Source organism: Marinobacter alexandrii (genome assembly GCA_039984955.1).
In the GTDB taxonomy this organism is placed as follows: Bacteria; Bacteroidota; Bacteroidia; order Cytophagales; family Cyclobacteriaceae; genus Ekhidna.
Genome location: JBDWTN010000007.1, coordinates 2,855,481 through 2,877,612, shown reverse-complemented (window position 1 = coordinate 2,877,612; position 22,132 = coordinate 2,855,481). Strand labels below are relative to the sequence as shown.

The window sequence follows — 22,132 nt, the reverse complement described above, 5'->3', positions numbered from 1 at the left end:
GTCAGCATATTCTTCAACATCAATTACCCTCTACACTAGATATTCTACCAAAATTGCTAGCAAAGCACCAGTCAAACTGATCAAAATCTTATTCAATCCAAAATGATGCTCAGGACTTGCCTCCACAAAAATGGTCGTTGAAATATGAAGAAAGCTCCCACATACCACAGCAAAAACGATCAACATTGCATCCTCTGAGAGCAAAACAAAATCACTCAACAAAAGTCCAATAGGAGAAGCCAGACTGAAGAGAATTAATAAATAATACGCTTTCTTACCAAGCCCCTGCATAGTTGCCATCAAGGCAAAAGCTGCCGGCATTTTATGCAAAACAATTCCTAACAGAAGCGAATACGATTCATGCTTCTCATGAAATGGAGAATCATGTGTAAGCAAAGTTCCTTCAAGTAAGCTATGGATCATTAAAGCAGCAATAATCGAAAAACGTCCACTCATAGAGACTGCTTTGTCTTTGTGTACGTGACCATGCTCTACTCCTGATGAGAAATATTCTAAAAACTGCTGCATAAAAAAGCCAATCAACACATATAATCCAATGATTGATGGATCTGGGCTTATGGAGAACAATTCTGGTATGATATGGATAATCGTTATCGCAAAGAGATAGGAACCTGCAAAGATGAGTGGGAGTCTTAGGTTTTTCTTCAGCCCTGGTATCAGGTTTAAACTTACTCCTCCAAGTAAAGTGCTCGCAATTAATATGAGTATGATTAGGGTCATGGTGTTTGATTATGCATCAAAGTTGCAGAAAATATAACCACGCGCAAGTGGAAAGAATTCATTCAGCTTTATTCATTTCTAAAAAAGGTCTTATTCCTTCAGAAACATAGCTTTTCACCTGGCCATCTTCCGACCTGTAAAGCAGAATCGCATCAATATTTCTACCTTCTATAATTTGTTGAGATTGCTCCATTCCTAAAACCATAAATGCCGTAGCATATGCGTCTGCACTCATACAATCTTCTGCAAACACAGATGCGCTCAATAAATTATGATTTGCAGTATAGCCCGTTCTCGGGTCAATTATGTGCGCATGTATTTTTCCATCTTTTTCATAATAATTCCGGTAGTTACCAGATGTAGCCAAAGATTTATCTCTCAGTCGTACTATTGCCATCAATCGCTGTTCATCCTGATTAACTGTGGGATCTTCTATCCCTAAAGACCAGGATTTTTCTTCACTATTGTTTCCTCGACACCTTACCTCTCCTCCAATTTCAACCAAATAATTTTTAAGACCTTTTGCTTCCAGCAACCCCCCTACTGCATCCACAGCATAACCTTTTGCTATAGCACTAAAATCAAGTTGAAAATTTTTAGGCATTTGAATAGCTTTTTCATCAAATGAAACTTGATCATACCCGATAATTTGTTTTAATGAATCTACTGCAGCAGAATCAATATTTGGAATATTTTTATCCGGACCGAACCCCCATGCTTGAACTAGTGGGCCGATACTTGGATCGAAAGTCCTGTAGGTAGACTCATAAATCTCTCTACTCTTTTGAAGGATTGGTAAAAAAAAGTCTGACTGAAAAGTGAATTGCCCTTCCTTGTTTAAGATTGATATTTCAGAGGTGGGAATATAGGTTGAAAGCGACTGATTGAAAGCGACCAGTTCCTTTGCAATATCAGCGTCTAGATCCTCAATTTCCTGACCTACATATTTGACATTATAGATAATTGTCCCCATCGTTTGCCCGGTAATATGGTAGAGTCTTGGATCATCCTTTCGGAGATAAGAAAAAATGAGGAAAGTGACCGCCAGCCCGATTCCAAAAATGAGTAGCGCCTTTTTATTCATGTGTGTCGTCTGTTTTCAAATGTCACCGGTTTGCCGGAACAATGGAATTCACATGAACTCTAATCACCTGTGTGTTGGTGTTTACTACAGTCATGTTCATTTCATAGGCCATTTAGATTTACCACAATGATAATTCAATCAGGCTTCAAACGCTTTGTGAGTTATATTTGAGTGCGATGAGAGAAGACTACTTACAAGCGGACAGTGAAGGCATGGAATCCTCCGAAAAGGAATTTGAGAAAGCGCTTAGGCCGCTATCATTTTCTGATTTCACTGGTCAACAAAAAGTAGTTGATAATCTTAAGATTTTCGTGGAAGCTGCAAAGCAGCGAACAGAGCCCTTAGATCATGTTCTTCTACACGGTCCTCCTGGCTTGGGCAAAACAACGCTTTCTTTCATTATAGCAAATGAGCTTCAATCAAATATTAAAGTGACATCTGGGCCAGTTCTTGATAAAGCAAGCGAACTAGCCGGATTGCTTACTAATCTAGAAGCTCATGACGTGCTTTTTATTGATGAGATACATCGTCTCAATCCTGTCGTAGAAGAATATCTATACTCGGCTATGGAAGACTACCGTATAGATATCATGCTCGACTCAGGACCTAATGCAAGATCAGTTCAGATCGAATTGAATCCCTTTACATTGATTGGGGCTACCACTCGATCCGGACTTTTGACTTCTCCTCTACGAGCACGATTCGGGATAAATTCCCGGCTAGAGTATTATGACTCTAAATTACTTACCTCAATTGTTGGTAGATCTGCTGATATCCTCAATTCTATTATTGATGAAGAGGCTGCTTACGAAATTGCTAGAAGAAGCAGAGGAACCCCACGTATTGCAAATAATTTACTACGTCGAACAAGAGATTTTGCTCAGATCAAAGGTGATGGTGCTATTACGCTTGATATTTCGAAGATGGCTCTCAAAGCACTGGATGTGGACGATCATGGTCTGGATGAAATGGACAACAGGATACTCTCTACCATCATCAATAAATTCAAAGGCGGACCAGTAGGCCTTAGTACAATAGCCACAGCGTGTAGCGAAGAATCTGAAACTATAGAAGAGGTCTATGAGCCTTTTCTGATTCAAGAAGGATATATCAAACGAACTTCCAGAGGAAGAGAAGCCACAGAATTGGCTTATAAGCATCTTGGTGAAATTCCTCCGAATAAAACTGGATCTCTTTTTTAATAGGCCGTCTCAAGTAACGCTTGATTTCTTGAGACGACCTAATCTTTTACTTTTTAAGCAAATCTCTAATTTCTCCTAAGAGTACTTCCTCATTTGAAGGTGCTGGCGGCTCAGCAGGTGCTTCTTCTTTTTTCTTCTGCATACTGTTATAGCCCTTGATTACCATAAAAATCACGAAAGCAATAATTACAAAATCAATGACGGTTTGAATAAACACTCCGTAATTTATAGTGACAGCTTCCACGCCTTCTGAAGCTTCCGTCAAAGCAAACTTCAAATCCGTAAAATCAACGCCACCTAGTGCCATTCCAATAGGAGGCATTAAGATGTCATTTACGAATGAGGATATTACGGTTTTAAAGGCCGCTCCGATTATTACCGCAACAGCCAAGTCCAGGATGTTGCCTTTCATAATAAAGGTCTTAAATTCTTTTAGCATAATGTATTAGGTTTAATTTGGTCTAAATGTAGTCTTGGAAGATTTTTATGATAAAACTAATTAGATGGGTAGCCCTTTGAATGCGTTGAATGCACAAAAGATCAAGTTAACAGCCAGTGAGCTTGGGTTTAGTTTTTGCGGAATATCAAAGGCTGAGTTTCTGGAAGAAGAAGCTCCTAAGCTAGAAGAATGGTTAAAGCGAGACTACCATGGCAAAATGAACTATCTCGAAAATCATTTTGAAAAAAGACTAGACCCGACCAAGTTAGTGCCTGGAGCAAAGTCAGTAGTCTCTCTTGTCTATAATTACTTCCCAGAAAAAAATCATTCACAAAGCGCTCCAAAGATTGCAAAATATGCGTACGGCCAGGATTATCATTTTGTGGTAAAAGACAAATTGAAAGAATTCATGTCTAGAATTCACGATGAAATAGGTGAAGTAGACGGACGAGTGTTTGTGGATTCAGCGCCAGTACATGAGCGAGCCTGGGCTGCAAAAAGCGGCATTGGATGGATTGGGAAAAATTCATTACTCCTAAATAGAGAAATGGGTAGCTTTTTCTTTTTAGCAGAGCTGATCATCGATTTGGAACTAGAGGCAGATGGGCCCATGCGAGATTATTGTGGCACTTGCACCGCTTGCCAGGATGCCTGCCCGACAGATGCTATTCCAGAACCCTATGTTGTTGATGGCAGTCGGTGTATCTCCTATTTAACCATTGAACTTAAAGATGAGGTTCCTACATCGTTTAAAGATAAAATGGAAGGCTGGGCATTTGGGTGTGACATCTGTCAGGATGTTTGTCCTTGGAATCGGTTTTCAAAACCTCACAATGAACCAGCTTTCGAGCCTCAAGGTTGGGAAGATTTTTCAAAGCAAGAATGGCAGGAACTCACCAAAGACGTCTTTCAAAAAGTATTCAAGAAGTCCGCCGTTAAACGTACAAAGTTTGAAGGATTGAAGAGGAATATTAATTTTATTTTCAAAAAAATAAATTGAGTTAACGTAAAGCTGACTTGATCGCTTTTCCTCACGTAGTAAAAAAAATTCGAAAAACTAGCGGATGCATTTTCTATTTTGGTGCAACTTTATATATGATATTTTTCGTATTGAACTGGGTTGCAATCTATGACGGAATAACCTTCTTGATTGCAATTCAATTCTTGTTTATTAGTATTCTCCATTTAACTATAGGCGAAAGGAGCAATAATTACTTGGCTGCAATTGCACTCATTTTGGCACTCGGTTTTGCACCTTTTTCTATATGGAAGCTCATTGATAGTCATGTAGTGTTTCAGGTAATCTTTGGTGCTAGAATAAGTATATTGACAGCCCCACTATTCTTTTTGCTAATTCAGTTGAAGTTTGGACATACAAACCAACAAGTCAAAAGACATCTTATTTTTCCCATTTTGTACATTGCTTTTTTTTCTTCCATTAAGTATTTCTCAACTCACTATCAGAATTATCACTCAGTATATCAGCAAACTGTTTTTTTAGTACCTACAATTTATTTTGGAATGTACTTCTGGATGGCAAGAAAGATGTTAATCGCTAACTATCAAAAAAGAAAACATCAATTCTTGATTTGGTTGTATGTCTTGTTTTTCCCACTTACAATTACTTTTGATCTGCTTCACTTGATACCTCTATGGATCTATAAGCTTGATCCAACACTAGCAGAAGGCTTTTCTCCATTAATTCTCGAGATTATGAGTTACAGCCTTACTATTTTCTATGTTTTCTTTCTCTTCTATTCAGCAGCCCAACTTGACTTCAATAAAATTCTGGAAAAGAAGATAGATACTAACCAAAAATATCCAGCCAATATCGATTTAGTTTTTTATAAAATTGTTGCAGATGACTATTTTAAGAATCCCTCATTTAACCTATCATTAGCTAGTAGTCAATTTGGTATTCCTGAAAAAAAGCTCTCTGAATTTGTACAAGCAATATACAAAACCACATTCAAAGAATTTATCAATACTACTCGAGTTGAAGAATTCAAAAAAATTATGAGCCTGCCTGGAAATCCCGACAAATTCAGCATAGAAGGGATGGCGCAACTATGCGGTTTTGGTTCGAGAGCTTCTTTTTACAGAGTGTTTAAACGGAAAGAAGGGATGACTCCTTATCAGTATTTCTCTAAAAAATCGTAATATCTTCTTCTACTAAATTCCGCATCATCTTCTTCCCCCCACATAAGAATTCTAATTCACTTCTATCCGTTAGAACATCTTTTTTGATTGGATACCACTTTAAGATAAGATCTCATCTATTTAATAGACTTAAATAATATGTCTCATTTCGTTTTTGAGACACTCGGGTTCATTAATCTAACTCAATAATTACCGTTCTTTATTCATGACTTTCTGGATTACTTCATTCTTTTTTACTAAAAAAATGAAATCTAATTATGTCTAATAATTACAATGTTGAAAACATATTTAAAAAGATATTTAAGAATTACTGGAGACACTATAGAAGACACATATCTGATAGCTTAAATCAATGAAATGGAAAATATAGAAACCTATTTGCAAGAAAGCCTTGACTAGATAAAAAGCCTAAATCCAAGCTAAAAAAAGAAAAAATGAACACTCAAGAATTGGTATTAAAATACTTTAACTCCTGGCAAGAACCAGCTGATTTTGATGAAACGGCTGCTTGCCTACATGATCAAGTAGCCGTGGATCTAGGCTTTTTTAAGAGTAACCATAAAGCAGAATTCATCGGAATGATGTCAATGAATCCGTCACCATGGAAAGACATGGATTTACTTTTCTCAAAGTATATCGGAGACTTTGCTTGTATTATCTATGAAGGAATAGATACTCAAAACAATGCAAAAATGCGAGTGTCAGAATGTTTGGAAGTTCAAGATAACCTGATAGTCAGTGTTAGTTCGGTCATAACACAATTGCCATCATAAACAAATGGAACTAAAGGTCATATTTCTACTACATACATTAACCACGTTGCTAATGGCCGGTATTTGTTGGTTTGTACAAGTGGTTCATTATCCTCTTTTTCTACAAATATCAGATGGAGATTTCCCAGCTTATGAAAAGAAAAACTACAGGACTGCTTATCTCACAGTCACTTTGATGGTGATTGAACTTCTGTCAGGAAGTTTTTTACTTTTTTGGATGAGCGGTACACTGTTTTTCTATAACATGTTGCTGCTGTTTGTCATAGAGATCAGTACTATTTTATTTCAGATACCCATCCAAATAGGATTATCAAGGAAGTCATCAAGCGCGCAAAAGCTGAGGTTGATTCAAACAAATTGGATTCGAACGATCTTATGGACATTACGGTCTATGATTTTACTAAAGATTACATATGATCTTTTGCCAAATAGTGCGGTATTCAAAAGTGATACAAAATCAATCATGTTCCTCCATTCCAATTTTAATCTATGCTCTGTTTACTTCTAACTATCCGAAGCAAAATCACAAAAGCAGGACAGACATCATGATGTTTGAAAAGGGGTTAGACTCATAGTTACTTATATGACATACAACTGTAAATATTAAAAATATATTCAAAAAAAAATTATCTAATCAATAATAAAAAACAGCTTAGCTATGAAAAACGCACCTTCAAAATCAATTTTAAAAACAGCCTTTTTCTTCATCCTTTATTCTTTAGGTTCATTTGTTACACAAGCTCAAAATTCTTTTGAAATCCACGCTGGACCTACATTTCCTGTAGGTGATTTCTCAACTACTTTCGAAGGGGCTGGGGGAGCAGGGATTGGTGTGGGATTAGGTGTCGAGTACACATTATTAATATCAGAAAATGGACATAAAATTTTCTTTGGGTTTGATTTTTTATATAATGATCTTAAAAAGGAAACAAAAGATGGAGTTGAGAATATTTTGAGATCCTTCGGAGCAACAATTGTGAAATTTGACCATAGTCACTATATCAATTCACCACTATCTGCAGGTTTAAAATATCGGCTTCATCAAGACGAAAAACTCTCGATTTTTATGATTGGAGGAATCACCTATAACATCTTGAATATATCTGATTCAGAATTTACTACGGAGCTCGATGATGAGACTTTTACATCCAGAATAGAATATGACATTGAAAATAGATTTGGTATAAAAATAGGAATTGCTGCTTCGATTGGGAATAGGGCTATTGTTTCTCTCAATTATCTTGGATTAGGAGATCATGACATAGAAGGAAGAACTGTAACAGATGATGAGGTGGAACTCTTAAAAGGCACACAAAATGTAAGTCTCCTCAGTTTAGCTATTGGGATTAAATTTTAGTTGCAGTCGCTAAGTAGCATTGCATGTTAAGCGTACAAAGTTTGAAGAATTGAAGAGGAATCCGGAGTTCATCCACCGTTAAATAAATTTCATGAAATTTCCCATTTTATATATACCCAATAATAGCACGCTGATAAAAGTCTGCTTATCTATCCTGTTAAGCACCTTTTTCATCCTCTTCTTTTTTCAACCATTTGGTGATATCACGCATGGATATACGTTCAATGGCTTTCTCAGAATACTCAGTTACGCTATTGTGGCATCTGCATCCGTTTTCTCCTTGGAATATTACTTTGGTATGTATTATCGTACTAAATGGAGTATTTCTCAAACTCGTTATGGAGCACTGATTTGGTATTTTATCATTCTCTTATTCGTTACTATCAATATTTTTTTATGCAGAACAATATGGATAGGCTGGACTGGGGTCTCATGGACTGATTTGGGTATAGTCATTTATCGTGTCGGTATAATATCGATCATTCCTTTCAGTTTGATCGCATTTATACTACTTCTTCAAAAAACAAAAAAGGAAGATTTTGAAATTCATTTTACGTCCCAGGGCACCAACCCCGAGCATCTCAGACTGAATGTAAATAACCTGCTATATCTGACAAGTGAAGAGAATTACGCTGGCATATATATCTGGAATGGAAACCAGTTCCAGAAAAAATTACTAAGAGGTAGTCTGACATTTTTTGAAGATCAACTAGAACCTCCAGTAGTACGAGTACACCGTTCTTATTTGGTGAATCTTCAACAAATAATTGAAGTAAAAATGAACAGTTCAGGGGGGTCACTTATTCTCAGCGGGTCTGACTATTCTATCCCCATTTCAAGAAAATACTTAACCTCTTTTCAGAATCACTGGTCTCGAAGGAACTAAGTGTATTCATACATCCCTTTATTCTGTCATATATCACATTAGCTTAAAAAAAGTATCCTCAATGCTCGTTTGAATCGTTCTTCGCCATAAACTCTTATGGACAAAAAAGAAAATGATTTCGCTATCAAGTTTGGCTTGATTACGGGTATTGCTACTTCAATAATATACCCACTCATGATAACCACTCATGGGTTTGGTCTATGGCCGCTATTTCTTGAAATCTCTTTCGGTCCTCTATTCATCATTGGTAGCTATGCTATTTACTTATTTATTAAAAAATATGGTCATAGCTTTTTCAATCAACTTGGTTTTCTATTTAGTGCATTAGCAGGAGCTGCTGTATTGATGATGCTAACAGTTCAAAAGTCTGTTTTCTCTATGAGTATGGACATGAAAAAAACAGATGATCCGGCTGTTCAAGAAATGATACGACGTAGTTTCAAGTCCGGCAACCTCACCCAACTTGGAATGGATTTTTGCTGGGATGTTCTCGTTTCACTCGGAATGTTCTTTTTCGCTTTGGCGATCACCCGACAAAGCTATTTTCCAAAGTGGCTTTTCGTACCTGGTTTACTTATCGGGTTAGGTGGGCTTTTTCTAAATATGCTCACGTTCCCCATCCCACCTGCAGACGATCAGTTAATAGACCCAGGGCCATTTTTCGCTATTTTTTATGGCGTTCTCCTCATAATCATGCTATATGCTGTCTTCATCAAAAAAACCCTATCACATGAATCATTATAGTATTTTATTCATAAGCTTAATTGTAGCAAGCTCTTGTTCAAAAGCTCAAGGAGTTGATGAAAAAATACGACAAAAGATATTGGAAGTAGATAACGGTTATCAATTATCGGAAAAATCATGGCTGATCACCGAAGAAGAGGATACACTAAGTTTTCAATCAATAAAGGGACAATGGATCATTTTAGATTACTGGACAGCAGGCTGCAAACCATGTATTGAAGCATTTCCTGTTTTGAAGTCCATAAGTGAACACGATTCTATGCAGCTAAAAATAGTTGCAATCAACGTTGACAAGAGCTTTTCCAAATTCAAGAAGTACAGCAAAAAGTACAACATAGGCTATTCAAATTATTTTGGGGGATTTACCCTGTCCAATCCTTTGTTTCTTCCGAGTTTAAAACTCATTGAAAATGAAGATGGTAAATCATCTGTGATAACGCTAACTCCACAGTATGTACTTATTGATCCAAGCGGAAAAATCGTGAATAGAAATCTTTCTAAACCCGGCTCAAAAGCATTCCATGAGGAAATAAAAATCATTAACCGATGAAAATTCATTCGGCTCTTTCATTGGTGAGCACAATGCTTCTGTTGAATATTGCTCAGGCCCAAAAAATCATTGAAGGATATATTCAGGATGAGGCCGGCAACCCTATAGCTTTTGCAACAATTGGCATAGAAGATAAAAACATTGGCACCTACTCATTTGAAGATGGTTCTTTCTCATTCATAGCTTTCAGATTCACTCCAGATGATTCATTAACTATAAGACATATAGCGTATGAGGCAATCAAAATCAGGATTCCAGAAGTAGGTAAGAAAATAATCTTACAGGAAAAAGAAACTGCATTGGGAGATGTAGTAATCAGCCCTCAAAAAACGCAACTTTTAGGCCTTTTCAAGAAAAAATCTGCGAGTAGTATTGCCATAGATCTCCCCTTCAATGGAGCCGAAGTAGGAACCATTATTCAACTCCCAGAAAACCGATCCGTCATAGAGCGACTGATGGTAAATGTCTCTTGCAAGAACCTTGACTCTTTTAGAATAAGAGCCAGTATTTATGGTACAAAAAACAACAAACCAGCAGAGCTTCTCTATCAAACCAAAGCTTTTCATTTTGAAAAGAAGGACGGAGTTGTTGAGTTAAACCTCGATAAATCTTTTGAAGTCCCCGGCTCTGTATTCCTTTCTTTTGAGTGGCTAGTGAGTAAAGAAATCGCTCAAAAAATCTCAAATCTGTATCAATACAAAAGAGTTCTAACCGACTCTATAAAAACCCATCACAAAGGATCAGTTAATATCTACAACAACAAAAAAGTAGAGATAGTGGATAGCAATGGAGTGATGGTAAATCAATTCAAATTGAATAAAAAAATTGAAACCCAACTTGAATCACTTGCTAGGACTACTCCAAAGATCAGGTTCAGCACAACAAAAAAAGGAGGTGCCACTTATTATCGATCATATAGTCTGGGAAAGTGGTACCCCTACCAACAATCATTAATAGCAGGTATAGAAATCTCACAGTTCGAATAAAAAAATAAGTTGTTCAAATAAATAATAAGTTTCTTATCATTTTTTCTGACATCATCGCCTAAAACAAATTAAGATCATGAAATAGAAGGTATAAAATAAACTCGTATAGTATCGCAAAATTGAAAGTAGTAGAGTATCCAATTTGTTCACTTGAATTTAGACAAACGAAATAGCTCTTCAGTTTTCACAATATTGATTCACATTCGAGTCTCAGGCTTGCTATCATCTGATAGCTGAGGATCGCCTATAAATAAACTAATCAATGAAAAAAATACTAATCATTTTAATACTTATGAGTACTTACCAAGCAACGAGCCAATACGACAAAGCCACCACGGTTCGCAAAACTTTTAGTCGTGAGACTACTGTATCCACTATAATAGATGCTGATGTTTCAATCATTTGGGAAATGCTAACTGACGCTGAAAACTTCAGCAATTGGAATTCCACGATCACTTCGCTAGAAGGGGTAATTGAGCAGGGAGAAAAAATCCTACTTAAATCAATTCTGGATGAAAGAAGAACTTTCAAGCTCAAAGTAAAAGAACTCATACCGGAATCAAGAATGGTTTGGGGAGATGGTAAAGGAAATCGAATTCATACATTAATCAAAAACCCAAACGGAACAGTAACATTTACTATGAGCGAGAAAATTAGTGGAATCATGTTCCCAATGTACTCCAAATACATACCTCCCTTTGATGAAGTTTTTGAACAATATGTTGCCGACCTCAAAACGAGAGCTCAAGAAATTGCTAAACAAAATTAAGGAGACCTGCAACCTTTTAAGTAGCGAGCTATATCTAATGAATCAATTATAACCTGAGGATGATGAGATTTGTACTTAACAAATATTTAATCGGATTTTTAGTCTCATTCACTTTATCAAAAGTTACTGGACAAGCCAATCTCGATTCCCTTGTTTCTAAGAATCATTATCCTTTTGAACTGAAAGAAGAAGGTATTCTGGGATCTGGAGCAGGCATGCTACTGGATTCCGCTAAAAAGGCTGAAATCTTTATGTTCGGTGAAAACCATGGCATTCGGGAGATTGCCTGGTTGGCCAACATCATCTATGAAGAACTAGCTATTGAACAACCTAGGATTGTTGCAACAGAAATAGGCCCATATACAGCTGCCGAAGTAGAAGAACTCATTCAGCTAGATAAATATGAAGAATTTATGGATAGCTGGGTCAATCTTCATAGTGTTCCTTTTTTCTTTTTAAAAGAGGAAGTTCCACTTATAAAGACAGCTATTCAAAAACTACCTCAGAACAATCCTGTGATTTGGGGCCTTGACCAAGAATTTGTCGCTGGAGGGTCCATCTGCCTACGGCATTTGGAAAAGCTTGCCACCACACCTGAAGAAAAGAAAGCTATCAAAAAAGCCTACAGGGCTTACTACCTAAACCCCTTTTTTATTGGAATGGGAAGTGGGGACGCTTTGAAAAAACTTCAGGAAGCATTCAAAAACTCAGAAAGTAAGGAAGCTCGAAAGCTAACTGAACAACTCATACTATCTCACAAAATTTACAAAGAGCAGATGGGAGGTGACAGTCGCTGGTCTAATCAGAGAAGAGAAGAGTTGATGATGGAAAACTTTCTGACATATACAGAAGCCATTGATTCTATCCCTAACATGTTCTTAAAATTTGGAGCCTACCACCTACATAGGGGGAAATCTCCTTCTGTAAAGGAAGCCTTAGGACTAAAAATAACTAATTGGGGTCGTGAGAAGGGAATGAATACAATGAACGTATTTATTGATGCCGTTCAAGGAGAAACAAGAGATGCCTTAATGGGAGGCGAAACTCCTCTTCAGTCAACTGAAGTATGGGAAGCATCTCCTTTTAGGAAATATGTAGACAAGCCAGCCTTATTTGATCTACGTCCATTAAGAGGTCATCCAGATCTCGAAAATATGAATTACCGTATTAGGTATATGATTGCAGGGTATGATTATCTCATCTTACTACCTCATGCTACTCCTGCTACATTTATGGATGGCAGCCTAGCCACGCATACTTATGGAATAATCATACTAACTATAATTCTTACCATCCTCGGAGTTATTATCTATTTCATAATCAAGTTCGTAAAAAGAAAGAGGAGGAAAAGAAAGAATACCTTGATTTAGATTAAGCCAATTTTAAACAACACATCATAATAACTATGAACTACAAAGAAAAAATCGGGACAAAAGAAAATCCACTGCAACTTAAAACTCCTCCTCAAACATCTGAATATACCATGCATATAGAAGAGAAAGATGGGCAGGATATATTGGTATGTACAGTGGGCTCAACGAAGCTTCATTATGATATGCGAGCTATTGAAGACCTACATAAGATGCTAAAAACACACGGCGACTGGATGGAGCTAGGTAGCAAAGACGAAAAACAAGACACGAAAGAAGGAACTGTTGAGCATTGGGGACGATCTTCTGAAAATCCTGTTGGTGGATGGTACGGGCTTAAGAAAAATTTGAGAGGAAGATTTGGTATGTACATGCCACCACTGATGGAGGCATTGGGCTTAGCAGAAGTGACGCATGAAAAACGAGGAAACCAGATGCGGGTGATTTAAAGCCTGCTTCTGGAGTATGACAAATTCAATTTTATTCAATCGAACGAAGGTATTCACTTGGATTCATGCCCAGCTTATTCTTAAAAAACTTATAGAAAGTAGTCTTAGATTTAAAACCAGCTTGGGATGCGATTGCTTCAAGTGTAAGTGAACTACTTAGGCCTTCATCTAAAAAAGATTTAGCTTCACCTAATCTCATTTCATTAACCAACTCATAAAATGTAGTGTCTAGTTGGTTGCTTATGATCCCAGATATCTTTGTGTCAGGCAATCCAAGTTTTTCTCCTAAGTGCTTTCTACTAAATGCTGGATTTAGATAAAGCCTCTCTTCTTTAATAACTGAAATTAAACTCTTCGCTTCGTCAGGTATATTACTTGTTTTTTTGATAGGTATTCGTGAAACATACTTGCCAGGAGCTATTAAACTACGGTATCCTAGAAATAGAAAAAAGACAAGATCTATCAACCAAAAAGTGAATTGCAAATTAAAAGTGAGTAATGCCGGATTGAAATAATCCATCGCGTACAAGGTCATCCACCTAAACAAAACAAACAGTAAAAAAAATAAAGCATAGCGATAAAACCTGAATGCATCATTTCTTTTAAAGGAGGTTCTTCGAATTATTAGCACGATTTTGCAAATACAGAAAGTTGCAAATAGTAGCCCAATCCCTTCATAGATAAAAAATTCGGTACGGTCGTCCAAAGGAAAATAATAGCCTTCATGAAAATTTAAATACCAAATCCACTTAGCTACTTGAAAGGCGGCATCTAATATCCCTGGTATGAAAAAAAATAAATCAGTTTTTGAAATCCCCTCAGGAGAAATGATGGATTTACTAAATAAGTAAGTAAGCGCAGGTAAGAAGTAGAGTGATGGAATCCATAATGGGGTAACATTATGATAAAATCCTATAGAAGCAAATATGGTCCAATTAGAAACGTATGCAGTATACCCAAGGATGAACCACCCCAGAATCTTCGCGGGTTTTCTGAACTTCTTAGGCAGTGAACTTAGCGAGAGAAGCAAGATCAGGCCATTGACCAGGCCTAGGAAAATAATCAGCTGAAAAGCATTGAATTCAGGCATCCGCAAATTTGTTCATTTGAATTCAGATAAACGATTTCAATCAAAAAATCTCATCCGCATATACGACATTCGAGTTCAAATACAATAAAAACCAAAATGATGAATTCCAGAATTTTTATCGCTAGCATACTATTATTCATTTCCCTCTTTCAAACCTACGGTCAAAAAACTTTGACATCTGAAATGATGGAATCATCAGCTGTTCGTTTTTCATTGTCTGAGCAGCATGAAATTAATGGAGCTGCAAAAGAACAATGGACTAATTGGATTGCCGATAATCAATTTGTAGGATTAGCTGAGGTACATAACTCTGCTCAATTATCATTTTTCACGAAAGGAATCCTTCAGGTTTTAAAAGAAAGAGGCTTTGAGAATTTCGCAGTTGAAATTGGGCCCAATTCTGCCGCTGTTATTCAGGATATAACTCGAAATCCAAGTGAGACATCTGAAAATATACAGCAATACAGTAGACGTTATGCAAAAAGCCGTAAGCCGCTTTTCGTATTCTTTGATAAGATTGAAGATTCAAATTTTGCAGAAGAGGCTTCAAGGCTAGGGTTTAATCTCTGGGGGCTTGATCAGGAGTATCTATACTCCTACGAAATGCATCTGGATAACATTCATAAACTAGCTCAAAACCCAACGCCTGAGCAGGAAGCTTATGAAAAAGCAAAAGCATTAATTCATAAAAATATTTTTAAAAATAAGGTGAGTGGTCAAAGTGTTTTCTGCTGGTATCAGTCTAATGAAATCATTAATACATACCTGAAAATGATGGAAAGCAATACCAAGGCAAAAGTCATCATTGATGATATGCGGGAAAGCTGGGACATCTATTGTAAGTCTGCTACAGGACAAGGTAGCAATCAGCAACGTGCTAACTATATGAAAAAGAATTTTAAGACTTACTATGAAGATTCAGAAGAAGGAAACCCAAAAGTATTCCTTAAGCTTGGAGGCATTCATTTGACTCATGGACGATCCATCTTCGGTGTTGATGACATGGGAAAGTTTCTCACAGAGACTGCAAAAACTAGCAATGTAGGATTCCTATCTATCCGTCACTTAATAGCATATCGGAATGGTAAGAGTAATGTTGGAAAATCCAGATGGAAGTCAACATCCTTATTCCTAGAGCTAGGCAGAAAAGATCAATGGACTGCAATAGATCTTCGACCTTTTAAAGAGATGATGCAAAATGGAGAGATCAAAGTTTCTAAGGATATCGAGTTTGAGCTTAATAGCTATGATATACTTCTTCTTTCACCAAACGATCAATATCCAAAACCCAACTATTAGGTGACTTCTTCTTTTAAGAAGCTTCCCTTCACCTTTTGTAACCGTTCTCTGCTCATCACAAATTCCTTATCTGAATCTTTAATTCGGACAATGTATTTGTCGTTTTCCCAAAATGAGTAATTGAGTACATATTCAAGATTAACAATAGCGCTGCGGTTGATCCGGATAAAAGTATTCGGATCTAATTTTTCCTCTAATTCCGTAATATTCTCTTTCAGTCGATACTTTTCATCATCTGTAAAAGCGTACGTTTTACGGCTGTCTCGTTCGACCCAATGTACCTTATCAGTATCCAGAAATAGTTCACCAAACTCATCTGATGCCCATAAACGGTTTTTTACTTTCATCTTTTTTGCTTCATGTAAATCTTGTTTTGTTTCCCCCAGCTGGGAATTGTATAGATAGATGAGGTTCACATTGATCGTAACATACCCAATCAGTAAAACTGGCGTCAGGTAGTTGAAGTAGAGAGTAGTGCTATAAAAATACTCATTGAAATAGATATCCCAATTTAGGTCTGGATAATGGTGATACAAGAACCTGAATGTAAGTGTCACCGGCGCAAACACAAAGAATGAAACTAGTAAGACAGGTAAGAATTTTAATTCGTACAAGAAAATCTCTCGGATTCTTAGCTGTAAATCCAACAGTCTAAGCTTTGTTCCATAGATCCGGATCAACTGAAACATGATGGTGACAGTTGCACACTCAATCAAAAACTGATCAACGAAAATGAATTTAAGCGTATTAGATAAAGAAAATTGGTCGCTTCCTACCCAGTCAAGATTTTCAGGATGAAGGTAAATGATCGCCTGATAAACCAACTCCATGATGAAAGTGGTGACCACAATTGGTTTCCAGGATTTCAGTAAATCATAATTAAGTGATAACCACATTTATGTCTCAGATTTCAGACATGAAGATAGGCATTTCAGACATTGTCAGGTATTCCACCACAACTTAAATAACCAGATTTCAGACATCCAAACCAAGACTACAGACATCATTTCCTAAAATCATCTCATTCATATATGTGCTTTGAAGAAACAAATCGAACACAATCATGAAAACAATTATCACAATTTATCTACTTGCCTTTAGCATTCTTTGTTTGGCTCAAAGAAAATTAGACGTCACCATCATTGGTACTGCACATTACTTTGATGATGAATATAAGTCTCTCCAAGATTTTGAATCTATTCAGGATTTTATCGCAGACCTAAATCCAGACATTATTTGTATTGAAGCCATCCCCATAGAAGACACACTCAGTCTAAGGGAGATTTGGCCCAATACCCTAAATCGAGCAGATGGACTTAGGGACTCACTCATCTATCACAATGCATTTCCTACTATTCCTACAAATGAATTACCTAAAGACGATTCATTTTGGAAGACTTACGGCAGCAACAAGCAGTTGCTCAAAGGGGCCAACTACTATGCTTCCTATGACATCTGGAATGCTTACTACCATTGGTTTCAGCTTCAAGAGAAAGGGGATTCGCTTTACTACTTCTCAAAGTTTCAGCGAAAACTAAGCAACTCAGAATATGGCCTTATAGTTTTTCCTGCTGCTCAAAAACTAGGAGTGGAAAAGTTTTTCGGTATTGACTACCGAGCTGGAGAAAGTGAGTTTCTCGAAAACAACAAGAAGGTATTGAAGAAACTAGTCTTCAGTCTTAAGTGGAAGCCATTAAAAGTTTATCTCAGAACACAAAAACAATACAGAAAAGCTAATGAGTCCGGAAGACTGATGGAATACATCAATGGGCCAGAATTTCAGAATTCATTTTCTGAGCTAATCGATGAACTACCAAAAAAATTACCCAGATCTGAAGAGGCTAGACAAGTAAAATCATACTGGCTCAATCGAAATCAAATCATGGCTGACAGAATCATTCGAACAGCTAATGAACAAGGAGCAGCTAAAGTCTTACTCACTGTAGGAAGCGCTCATGTAACTCATATCAAAAGATCTCTGGAGGCCGAAGGTCATACTGTGACTACTTATGGAGAAATCATAAACAATCAAAACAACTAATATCATGGAAGAAGTAATGCAATCAAATTCGTACTTTATCATCCCACTCTCTCTCGCATATTTAAGCATTTGTGGCATATGGTTTCTCCTAAACAAGCATCATAGATCATGGGAAATTGAATCTATCGAAACTCCTAATCGTCCATGGTTAGATCTCATGTTAGGGTTGGTTGCTTGCATTGGGATTATGGGAGTTGGTCAACTTTATTCAGCTGGATATCTTATACCTAGAACTGGTAGTTTTTTTATAAATAAGTCTCTGATTTGGCCATTAAACAATGTGCTGATCTTCTCTCCACTTTTTATGTTGTTGTTTGTCAGAAATCATAGCTCAAAAACCATTTTCATTTCAAAAGAAGGGCTGCTATTGAAACTGGGATTCGGATGTATTGCTTCCCTAGTAGGTACAATAATCTTTATTGGAGTTCGTGGTGAATGGAATCGATTTTCTGAAATATTACTTCATGCTGTAGAGTTAGAAACACTCTCCAATTTCCCCGCAATCTTTTTTGAAAACGTAGCATTAGCTTTCCTTTTTGTTCGATTAAAATGGGCAGTGGGTATTAAATGGGCAATTGGTATTCCATCTTTTCTCTTCGCGCTTGCTCACGTCCCCGGATCCATTGCAGAAGGGGACCCAACTACTCACATCATGACGTTCTTTTTCCTAACTGGTGGTCTTACTACAATTATCCTCTATACAGCATATAGAAGTAGGGATATCATCTGGCTCGGAGTAGTTCACTACATAATGGACGTGGCTATAAAAGCGTTTTAGGAAAAATCAATCCAAATGAAAGGGCTTCCTAATCAATGGAAGATAATTTTCATAGTTCCACGCAATAAGGAAACAATTTCCAAGAACCATCATTGATGTGATTATGGGAGTTCCTTGCATTTTCAATGCTATTGATATCAAAAAAATATTGACTGTTACAGGCATCATCAATAGACTTGATACCACAACAAACCGATTGAAGAACACAAGGATGCCTATGACAATTTGAAAGTAACCAATGAAATTCCAGTAGAATCCAGTTTGGTGCATTGCGTCAAAGTAATAGCCAATAGGATTAGTCGGAGGAAGAATGGTGAATTTTACGCCCGGCAACTTTCTGGTTCCAGATATGATGAAAGTCAGCCCCATGCCAATTCTAACGCTCCAGTAAAAAAAAATTAGCAATTTTCTTTCTCTAAGTTCCTTGATTGATTGCATAATGATTAGGTCTTTAGCTTACTGACGATCCAAAGCACAGAAAGTAACAGGTTCTTTTGAAATAAAAATTGTAAGCATTTTTGAAAATCACCCATTAGTATGAGTTAATTTCTCTCGCAAAAAGAGATAATTGAGCTCATAAACTTTAAACAACAAAACGTATGGATTTAGGACAATTCTCAATAAGTCTTGCTGTAAAGAGCATGGATGTAAGCCTTGATTTTTATCAAAAGTTAGGTTTTGAAATCATTGATGGAGGTCACATGAATGAAGGATTTCCCGATGGAGAAAACTCATCATGGCGTATTCTGAAATCTGGAAATACAGTGGTAGGACTATTTTATGGGATGTTTGAGGAAAACATAATGACTTTCAATCCAGCCGATGTTAGAAACATTCAAGCTGAGCTCAAAAAGAATAACATATCCTTGATTAAAGAAGCCGATGAAAGTACATCAGGCCCAGAACATATTATATTGACTGATCCGGATGGCAATCAAATCATGATGGATCAACATTAGATTGAAAAACAATGAAACAATTCCTGATAATAATTTCTATTGCTTTACTTTTTGTATGCTGTTCTAAAACACAAAATATGGAAACATTCAAAATCCGGAAAATGACCATCGCAGCTACTGATATCACTAAAATGGTCACATTTTATAATGAGGTATTTGAGAGCAACTTAAGTCAATTGAAGTTGGATAATTTCACACTTTACGCCGGCAAACTAGGTGAAATTGATCTTCTTATTTGTCCGAATGAATTGGCTAAAGTTGATGCAAAGAAGAACAGACAGCAGTTTGAGTTTTTTGTAGAAGATCTTTTTGTGATAGAATCTAAAGCGATTCAGACAGGTGGTCAAGTGATGCAAAAAGTTGATAAGTCAATGACGATCATTGACCCGGATGGAAACACAATAATATTCACATCTTATTGACTTGATGCTTCAGATAATTAGCTTTAGCATATGAAAAAAGTCACGTATGACATTTTGATGGGAATACTTCCTGTGATGATCGGAGTTTATTTAGGAATATATTTCAATAACCAGAATGAAAATGCAAAACAACAAGAACTGAGTGATAAAATTCTAGAGAGTCTTTATCAAGAGAACAAGAATAATATAATGAAATTAGAAGCTTCTCTGGATTATTTCATCCAATTAAGAGATAGCTCTGATCATCTATTGCGATTAAAGAAACCCTATAAGCAATTCCAATTTTGGAAGGGCCTAAACCCTCCAGACCTTAGTTCAACAGCTTTCAATGTAGCTCAAGTCACAAACACACTTCCAGGTTTTTCAATAGGACTTGTCCAACATCTCAGCTCAACCTATTCTTCAATAGAGGATCTACAAAGTCAAGCTCATACTTATTTTAGTAGCGTCACTAATCAAATTGGTTCGCCAAATTTCGAAGATCGCTATCTGGCAGTATTGTTTAATTATGCTTACGATATGGTAAGTTCTGAAGAACAATTACTGGAAATAGCATTAGAACTGGATAAACAAATCAAGGAAATTAATTGAGTTAATAAATCCAAGTACAGTAAGAATGAAGTCATACTTACCTGATCAGTTTCGTATTAGGGTATGCCGCATGCCACCCGAACCAAAACGCTCGATGATAAGGTAATCTTTCTAGCCTTTGAGAAGTATCTGTTCTTTCAATTCTATCCTCAAAAAGCCTCCACTCCTTACCGTGTTCATCCAAAACAGTATTATCCTGATCAAAAAAATCAAACTTTAGTCCTTTGGTCTCATATACTCGGTTAGCACCAGTTCTGTCTGTGAATACCACAAAGCCTAACTTCCCAATACCATCTTGGTATACAGGGTTCTTCTTCAAAAACTTCACAGAAATAGCCAGTTGCTCTCTAGGATATTTAGGAAATCGAAGTGCGAGAATCTCTTGTTTATTTTTTAATCGATTATCATCAAAAGGCACGTTGAACATTAATTCATCTGTCGCGAAATATTCCTGATAAGCAACACCTTCACCATAGTCTCTCCTATGACCCGTATTAAGAGAGAGCACAGTTGTGGAGGGATGTCTTCTTTTCCACTCGCCCCAAGTAGTCGTCACCACACTCAAATGTTCCAATTGAATTCCTTTATCCTTTAAAGGCCCTATCACAGGCTCTCCCCACACTGTATTCCAAAGAGATTGTGTTTTTTTATCATACATCAGTTTGTTGGATCGGTACAAAAACCCGCTCGTTCCCATCTCATAGTTAGTGCCTTGAAACTGTGTTTTATACAAAATCACTGTCCCGCATAACGTACAATACACTCCGCAAACAGGAATACCTCCGACTTCATCAACAAACATTTCATGCCATGCCAATATTCGTTTGGGATATGCTCGATAATCTCCATTTACTTCTATGCCAAAAATCACATGATCGTCTTCCAGATAGCTCGCTTCCTCAGCAAGAACCATTTCAGGATTTCTTAATGGCGGGATTCCATCTTGCTTGACTCCTCCCCACCGTACTTCATCCAGACGAATACGATGATCATACCTTCCGGCAAAGTACTTTTCGAATCGATAATCAATTAGCCGATGGACTCTTGCTTTGAAATCTGAATACCTGCTAAGTGTATTTTCTTCCTTATCCCACAACCATCTGTACCATTGATCAAAGTCGTAACCAAAATCTACGCCCTCCTTTTGCTTCAGTATATCTCTCAGTCTTTGATAAACGAAAGGTTGCTTGCTTAGATAAAGCACCTCTATCGCCATGATAGAAAATGAATTCCGCCAATTTTTCTCTATGTACTCTAACGCATCCAGATAAGCCGATTGATCTTCTTCAAAGAATACCATGAATTGATTGATTATTTCTTCCTCACCTGAGTCACCTTTTTGTGAAAAAATAGAGGTCTGAAAAACAAGTAAAAGCAGAAAAACACAAGCGCGTATCATAGAAGTAGTTTAGCAATTAGAACGCACCAACATCCTTTATTCA

At 36.9% G+C, this 22,132-nt stretch carries 26 protein-coding genes; 19 read left to right on the top strand and 7 right to left on the bottom strand.

What is annotated here, in order from left to right; all coding sequences use genetic code 11:
- Positions 1-30: 30 nt before the first annotated feature.
- Both ABJQ32_19065 and ABJQ32_19060 read right to left on the bottom strand, forming a co-directional pair.
- Entirely contained in the window at positions 31-741 is a 711-nt protein-coding gene (locus ABJQ32_19065; GenBank protein MEP5291766.1) for a hypothetical protein, read from the bottom strand.
- Between the two features lie 58 nt (positions 742-799).
- Positions 800-1,825, bottom strand: a complete 1,026-nt coding sequence (locus tag ABJQ32_19060) for an FAD:protein FMN transferase (GenBank protein MEP5291765.1) — start codon at positions 1,823-1,825, stop codon at positions 800-802.
- A gap of 176 nt (positions 1,826-2,001) precedes the next feature.
- Between ABJQ32_19060 and ruvB the strand changes: the two genes are divergently transcribed.
- Positions 2,002-3,027, top strand: coding sequence for a Holliday junction branch migration DNA helicase RuvB (gene ruvB, locus ABJQ32_19055; protein ID MEP5291764.1), 1,026 nt, complete (start codon positions 2,002-2,004; stop codon positions 3,025-3,027).
- Between the two features lie 46 nt (positions 3,028-3,073).
- Here ruvB and mscL read toward each other — a convergent pair whose 3' ends face one another.
- Positions 3,074-3,466 carry a large-conductance mechanosensitive channel protein MscL gene (mscL, locus tag ABJQ32_19050; protein MEP5291763.1) on the bottom strand — a complete coding sequence of 131 codons (393 nt, stop codon included), beginning with the start codon at positions 3,464-3,466 and terminating at the stop codon, positions 3,074-3,076.
- Positions 3,467-3,530: 64 nt separating this feature from the next.
- Between mscL and queG the strand changes: the two genes are divergently transcribed.
- From queG to ABJQ32_18990, 12 genes are all read left to right on the top strand, one after another.
- Positions 3,531-4,466, top strand: coding sequence for a tRNA epoxyqueuosine(34) reductase QueG (gene queG, locus ABJQ32_19045; protein MEP5291762.1), 936 nt, complete (start codon positions 3,531-3,533; stop codon positions 4,464-4,466).
- Between the two features lie 95 nt (positions 4,467-4,561).
- Positions 4,562-5,626 (top strand): helix-turn-helix domain-containing protein, encoded by a 1,065-nt coding sequence (locus ABJQ32_19040; GenBank protein MEP5291761.1) that lies wholly within the window; start codon positions 4,562-4,564, stop codon positions 5,624-5,626.
- Positions 5,627-6,060: 434 nt separating this feature from the next.
- Complete coding sequence (locus tag ABJQ32_19035) at positions 6,061-6,399, top strand: hypothetical protein (GenBank protein MEP5291760.1); 339 nt, start codon at positions 6,061-6,063, stop codon at positions 6,397-6,399.
- A 52-nt stretch (positions 6,400-6,451) separates the two neighbouring features.
- Complete coding sequence (locus ABJQ32_19030) at positions 6,452-6,907, top strand: hypothetical protein (protein MEP5291759.1); 456 nt, start codon at positions 6,452-6,454, stop codon at positions 6,905-6,907.
- A gap of 150 nt (positions 6,908-7,057) precedes the next feature.
- Positions 7,058-7,756, top strand: coding sequence for a hypothetical protein (locus ABJQ32_19025; protein ID MEP5291758.1), 699 nt, complete (start codon positions 7,058-7,060; stop codon positions 7,754-7,756).
- Positions 7,757-7,847: 91 nt separating this feature from the next.
- Positions 7,848-8,642 carry a LytTR family DNA-binding domain-containing protein gene (locus ABJQ32_19020; protein ID MEP5291757.1) on the top strand — a complete coding sequence of 265 codons (795 nt, stop codon included), beginning with the start codon at positions 7,848-7,850 and terminating at the stop codon, positions 8,640-8,642.
- Between the two features lie 96 nt (positions 8,643-8,738).
- A complete protein-coding gene (locus ABJQ32_19015; protein ID MEP5291756.1) occupies positions 8,739-9,386 on the top strand; it encodes a hypothetical protein in 648 nt (215 codons plus the stop codon).
- The gene (locus ABJQ32_19010; GenBank protein MEP5291755.1) at positions 9,373-9,936 is read left to right on the top strand and encodes a thioredoxin-like domain-containing protein; all 564 of its coding nucleotides are present in this window, start codon (positions 9,373-9,375) and stop codon (positions 9,934-9,936) included. Before ABJQ32_19015 ends, ABJQ32_19010 begins: the two co-directional genes overlap by 14 nt.
- A complete protein-coding gene (locus ABJQ32_19005) occupies positions 9,933-10,922 on the top strand; it encodes a hypothetical protein (protein MEP5291754.1) in 990 nt (329 codons plus the stop codon). Before ABJQ32_19010 ends, ABJQ32_19005 begins: the two co-directional genes overlap by 4 nt.
- A 262-nt stretch (positions 10,923-11,184) precedes the next feature.
- On the top strand, positions 11,185-11,691 hold the full coding sequence (locus tag ABJQ32_19000) for an SRPBCC domain-containing protein (protein ID MEP5291753.1): 507 nt from the start codon (positions 11,185-11,187) through the stop codon (positions 11,689-11,691).
- Between the two features lie 62 nt (positions 11,692-11,753).
- Positions 11,754-13,061 carry a hypothetical protein gene (locus ABJQ32_18995; GenBank protein MEP5291752.1) on the top strand — a complete coding sequence of 436 codons (1,308 nt, stop codon included), beginning with the start codon at positions 11,754-11,756 and terminating at the stop codon, positions 13,059-13,061.
- A 35-nt stretch (positions 13,062-13,096) separates the two neighbouring features.
- Positions 13,097-13,510, top strand: coding sequence for a DUF6855 family protein (locus ABJQ32_18990; GenBank protein MEP5291751.1), 414 nt, complete (start codon positions 13,097-13,099; stop codon positions 13,508-13,510).
- A 31-nt stretch (positions 13,511-13,541) separates the two neighbouring features.
- Here ABJQ32_18990 and ABJQ32_18985 read toward each other — a convergent pair whose 3' ends face one another.
- Positions 13,542-14,600, bottom strand: a complete 1,059-nt coding sequence (locus ABJQ32_18985) for a helix-turn-helix domain-containing protein (protein ID MEP5291750.1) — start codon at positions 14,598-14,600, stop codon at positions 13,542-13,544.
- 183 nt (positions 14,601-14,783) lie between these two features.
- On the opposite strand from ABJQ32_18985, the gene ABJQ32_18980 reads away from it, so the two are divergent.
- A complete protein-coding gene (locus tag ABJQ32_18980) occupies positions 14,784-15,899 on the top strand; it encodes a hypothetical protein (GenBank protein MEP5291749.1) in 1,116 nt (371 codons plus the stop codon).
- Here ABJQ32_18980 and ABJQ32_18975 read toward each other — a convergent pair.
- On the bottom strand, positions 15,896-16,795 hold the full coding sequence (locus tag ABJQ32_18975; protein MEP5291748.1) for a LytTR family DNA-binding domain-containing protein: 900 nt from the start codon (positions 16,793-16,795) through the stop codon (positions 15,896-15,898). The genes ABJQ32_18980 and ABJQ32_18975 overlap by 4 nt on opposite strands.
- Before the next feature lie 167 nt (positions 16,796-16,962).
- Between ABJQ32_18975 and ABJQ32_18970 the strand changes: the two genes are divergently transcribed.
- Positions 16,963-17,940, top strand: a complete 978-nt coding sequence (locus ABJQ32_18970) for a DUF5694 domain-containing protein (GenBank protein MEP5291747.1) — start codon at positions 16,963-16,965, stop codon at positions 17,938-17,940.
- 4 nt (positions 17,941-17,944) lie between these two features.
- On the top strand, positions 17,945-18,718 hold the full coding sequence (locus ABJQ32_18965) for a CPBP family glutamic-type intramembrane protease (protein MEP5291746.1): 774 nt from the start codon (positions 17,945-17,947) through the stop codon (positions 18,716-18,718).
- 6 nt (positions 18,719-18,724) lie between these two features.
- On the opposite strand, the gene ABJQ32_18960 is transcribed toward ABJQ32_18965, so the two are convergent.
- Positions 18,725-19,156: a DoxX family membrane protein gene (locus ABJQ32_18960; protein MEP5291745.1), complete on the bottom strand. Its 432-nt coding sequence runs from the start codon at positions 19,154-19,156 to the stop codon at positions 18,725-18,727.
- 161 nt (positions 19,157-19,317) lie between these two features.
- On the opposite strand from ABJQ32_18960, the gene ABJQ32_18955 reads away from it, so the two are divergent.
- The 3 genes from ABJQ32_18955 to ABJQ32_18945 all read left to right on the top strand — a co-directional run bounded on the left by ABJQ32_18955 (position 19,318) and on the right by ABJQ32_18945 (position 20,690).
- Positions 19,318-19,677: a VOC family protein gene (locus ABJQ32_18955; protein MEP5291744.1), complete on the top strand. Its 360-nt coding sequence runs from the start codon at positions 19,318-19,320 to the stop codon at positions 19,675-19,677.
- 77 nt (positions 19,678-19,754) lie between these two features.
- Positions 19,755-20,099, top strand: coding sequence for a VOC family protein (locus tag ABJQ32_18950; GenBank protein MEP5291743.1), 345 nt, complete (start codon positions 19,755-19,757; stop codon positions 20,097-20,099).
- Positions 20,100-20,129: 30 nt separating this feature from the next.
- Positions 20,130-20,690, top strand: a complete 561-nt coding sequence (locus tag ABJQ32_18945; protein MEP5291742.1) for a hypothetical protein — start codon at positions 20,130-20,132, stop codon at positions 20,688-20,690.
- Between the two features lie 37 nt (positions 20,691-20,727).
- Here ABJQ32_18945 and ABJQ32_18940 read toward each other — a convergent pair whose 3' ends face one another.
- Complete coding sequence (locus ABJQ32_18940) at positions 20,728-22,089, bottom strand: DUF3179 domain-containing protein (protein MEP5291741.1); 1,362 nt, start codon at positions 22,087-22,089, stop codon at positions 20,728-20,730.
- Positions 22,090-22,132: the final 43 nt, after the last annotated feature.

Excerpts from the sequence above, each read along its gene's own strand:
- ABJQ32_19065 (MEP5291766.1), bottom strand. The coding sequence starts at position 741 with ATGACCCTAATCATACTCATATTAATTGCGAGCACTTTACTTGGAGGA.
- ABJQ32_19060 (MEP5291765.1), bottom strand. The coding sequence starts at position 1,825 with ATGAATAAAAAGGCGCTACTCATTTTTGGAATCGGGCTGGCGGTCACT.
- ruvB (MEP5291764.1), top strand. The coding sequence starts at position 2,002 with ATGAGAGAAGACTACTTACAAGCGGACAGTGAAGGCATGGAATCCTCC.
- mscL (MEP5291763.1), bottom strand. The coding sequence starts at position 3,466 with ATGCTAAAAGAATTTAAGACCTTTATTATGAAAGGCAACATCCTGGAC.
- queG (MEP5291762.1), top strand. The coding sequence starts at position 3,531 with ATGGGTAGCCCTTTGAATGCGTTGAATGCACAAAAGATCAAGTTAACA.
- ABJQ32_19040 (MEP5291761.1), top strand. The coding sequence starts at position 4,562 with ATGATATTTTTCGTATTGAACTGGGTTGCAATCTATGACGGAATAACC.
- ABJQ32_19035 (MEP5291760.1), top strand. The coding sequence starts at position 6,061 with ATGAACACTCAAGAATTGGTATTAAAATACTTTAACTCCTGGCAAGAA.
- ABJQ32_19030 (MEP5291759.1), top strand. The coding sequence starts at position 6,452 with ATGGCCGGTATTTGTTGGTTTGTACAAGTGGTTCATTATCCTCTTTTT.
- ABJQ32_19025 (MEP5291758.1), top strand. The coding sequence starts at position 7,058 with ATGAAAAACGCACCTTCAAAATCAATTTTAAAAACAGCCTTTTTCTTC.
- ABJQ32_19020 (MEP5291757.1), top strand. The coding sequence starts at position 7,848 with ATGAAATTTCCCATTTTATATATACCCAATAATAGCACGCTGATAAAA.
- ABJQ32_19015 (MEP5291756.1), top strand. The coding sequence starts at position 8,739 with ATGGACAAAAAAGAAAATGATTTCGCTATCAAGTTTGGCTTGATTACG.
- ABJQ32_19010 (MEP5291755.1), top strand. The coding sequence starts at position 9,373 with ATGAATCATTATAGTATTTTATTCATAAGCTTAATTGTAGCAAGCTCT.
- ABJQ32_19005 (MEP5291754.1), top strand. The coding sequence starts at position 9,933 with ATGAAAATTCATTCGGCTCTTTCATTGGTGAGCACAATGCTTCTGTTG.
- ABJQ32_19000 (MEP5291753.1), top strand. The coding sequence starts at position 11,185 with ATGAAAAAAATACTAATCATTTTAATACTTATGAGTACTTACCAAGCA.
- ABJQ32_18995 (MEP5291752.1), top strand. The coding sequence starts at position 11,754 with ATGAGATTTGTACTTAACAAATATTTAATCGGATTTTTAGTCTCATTC.
- ABJQ32_18990 (MEP5291751.1), top strand. The coding sequence starts at position 13,097 with ATGAACTACAAAGAAAAAATCGGGACAAAAGAAAATCCACTGCAACTT.
- ABJQ32_18985 (MEP5291750.1), bottom strand. The coding sequence starts at position 14,600 with ATGCCTGAATTCAATGCTTTTCAGCTGATTATTTTCCTAGGCCTGGTC.
- ABJQ32_18980 (MEP5291749.1), top strand. The coding sequence starts at position 14,784 with ATGATGGAATCATCAGCTGTTCGTTTTTCATTGTCTGAGCAGCATGAA.
- ABJQ32_18975 (MEP5291748.1), bottom strand. The coding sequence starts at position 16,795 with ATGTGGTTATCACTTAATTATGATTTACTGAAATCCTGGAAACCAATT.
- ABJQ32_18970 (MEP5291747.1), top strand. The coding sequence starts at position 16,963 with ATGAAAACAATTATCACAATTTATCTACTTGCCTTTAGCATTCTTTGT.
- ABJQ32_18965 (MEP5291746.1), top strand. The coding sequence starts at position 17,945 with ATGGAAGAAGTAATGCAATCAAATTCGTACTTTATCATCCCACTCTCT.
- ABJQ32_18960 (MEP5291745.1), bottom strand. The coding sequence starts at position 19,156 with ATGCAATCAATCAAGGAACTTAGAGAAAGAAAATTGCTAATTTTTTTT.
- ABJQ32_18955 (MEP5291744.1), top strand. The coding sequence starts at position 19,318 with ATGGATTTAGGACAATTCTCAATAAGTCTTGCTGTAAAGAGCATGGAT.
- ABJQ32_18950 (MEP5291743.1), top strand. The coding sequence starts at position 19,755 with ATGGAAACATTCAAAATCCGGAAAATGACCATCGCAGCTACTGATATC.
- ABJQ32_18945 (MEP5291742.1), top strand. The coding sequence starts at position 20,130 with ATGAAAAAAGTCACGTATGACATTTTGATGGGAATACTTCCTGTGATG.
- ABJQ32_18940 (MEP5291741.1), bottom strand. The coding sequence starts at position 22,089 with ATGATACGCGCTTGTGTTTTTCTGCTTTTACTTGTTTTTCAGACCTCT.